The sequence below is a fragment of the Nocardia tenerifensis NBRC 101015 genome, from assembly GCF_000308715.1.
GTDB lineage: Bacteria > Actinomycetota > Actinomycetes > Mycobacteriales > Mycobacteriaceae > Nocardia > Nocardia tenerifensis.
In genome coordinates, this window is sequence record NZ_BAGH01000368.1 from 1 (window position 1) to 1782 (window position 1782).

Below are 1782 nucleotides of genomic sequence, written 5' to 3' on the forward strand. Positions count from 1 at the left end.
TCGGCACTTCGACGCTGAGGACCACCCTTATCCGGCTCACCAGGCGGGTGGCCAGCAGCGAGTGGCCGCCGAGCGCGAAGAAGTTGTCGTCGACGCCGACGCGGTCGTGGCCGAGGATCTCGGCGAAGAGGGCCGCGAGCATCTGCTCCTGGATGGTCGTCGCGGCCCGGTAGGCCACCGACGACGTGAGCTCCGGCACCGGCAGCGCGGCGCGGTCCAGCTTCCCGCTCGCGGTCAGCGGCACCGCGTCGATCACCATCACCACCGACGGCACCATGAAGTCCGGCAGCCGCTCGGCCGCGAACCGGCGCACCTGCCCGCCGTCGAGTCCGTGCCCGCCCGTGTGCCCGTTGCCCTCGATCGAGCTGGTGCGGTCGGCGACGACGTAGCCGACGAGCTGCTTGCCCGCGCCGCTCTCGCGCGCCACCACCACCGCCTGCGACACCGAAGGATGCTGCGCCAGTACGGTTTCCACCTCACCCGGCTCGACCCGGAAGCCGCGGATCTTGACCTGGTCGTCGGCCCGGCCCGCGAACTCGAGCACCCCGCCCGGCGTCCAGCGCACCACGTCGCCGGTGCGGTACAGCCGCCCGCCCGACGGATCGAACGGGTCGGCCACGAACCGCGCGGCGGTCAGCTCCGGCCGATTGTGGTAGCCCCGGGCCAGCTGGGCGCTGGCGACATACAGCTCACCGGCCACCCCGACCGGCACCGGCATCAACCACGAATCCAGCACGAACACCCGGGTATTGGCCACCGGCGCGCCGATCGGCACGGCCGCGCCGACGAGGTCGTCGGGGACCTGGTACGCGGTCACGTTCACCGTGGCCTCGGTCGGCCCGTACAGGTTGTCCACCCGCTCGACCCCGCACTTGGCCGCGAGCGCGTCGACCAGCCCGGAGGTGAGCGTGTCCGCACCGGTGTTCACCTGCCGCAGACCGCGCAACGGGCTGTCGGGCAACGACTCCACGTGATCCACGAGCGCGGACAGCAGCGGCGGCGTGGCGAACAGCTTCGTCACCGACCGGGTTTGCACGAGCCGGGTGATCTCGACCAGATCCGAGCGCTCCTCGCCGGCGACCACCAGGGTCGCGCCGCCGCACAGGGCGGGCCAGATCTCGTAGGTGGAGGCGTCGAAGGCGATCGAGGAGTGCACCAGCACCCGGTCGCCGGTCCCCGCCGACCACGCCTGCGCGACCAGGTTCACGACGTTGCGATGGGTGATGCCAACGCCTTTGGGCACGCCGGTCGAGCCGGAGGTATAGATCACATACGCCAGGTTCTCCGGCCGGACCGCGGCCACGCGCTCCGCGCCGGTCACGTCGTCGACCACCGTCGTGTCCATGCACAGCAGCGGTATTTCGTTGTCCGGCAACGCCTTCGCGGTGGCGGCATCGGTCAGCACCACCACCGGCGCGGCGTCGGCGAGCACGAAAGCCACCCGGTCCGAGGGGTATCCGGGATCGATCGGCAGGTACGCACCGCCCGCCTTCACCACGGCGAGCAGCGCCGTGATCAGCTCCACCGACCTCGGCAACGCCACCGCCACAACGCCGTCCGGCCGCACCCCGCGCGCACCGAGCAGCCGCGCCAGTCCGTTGGATCGGGCGTCGAGTTCGCCGTAGGTCACCTCGGTGTCGCCGCAGACGACCGCTACCGCCTCGGGTGTCTCGGCGGCCTGCGCTTGGAACAGCCCGACGATATCGGCCTGCGTGTCCACCGGAGTCGCGGTGTCGTTCCACTCGCGCAGCACCAGTGCGCGTTCCTCGGGGTCGAGGGCGT

Annotated in this window: 1 protein-coding gene; it reads right to left on the reverse strand. The window is 71.5% G+C overall.

Annotated elements, in window-relative coordinates; genetic code table 11:
• Window positions 1-1782 (reverse strand): non-ribosomal peptide synthetase (locus ON39_RS28990; RefSeq protein WP_040739137.1); only part of this gene is annotated, 1782 nt, incomplete at both ends.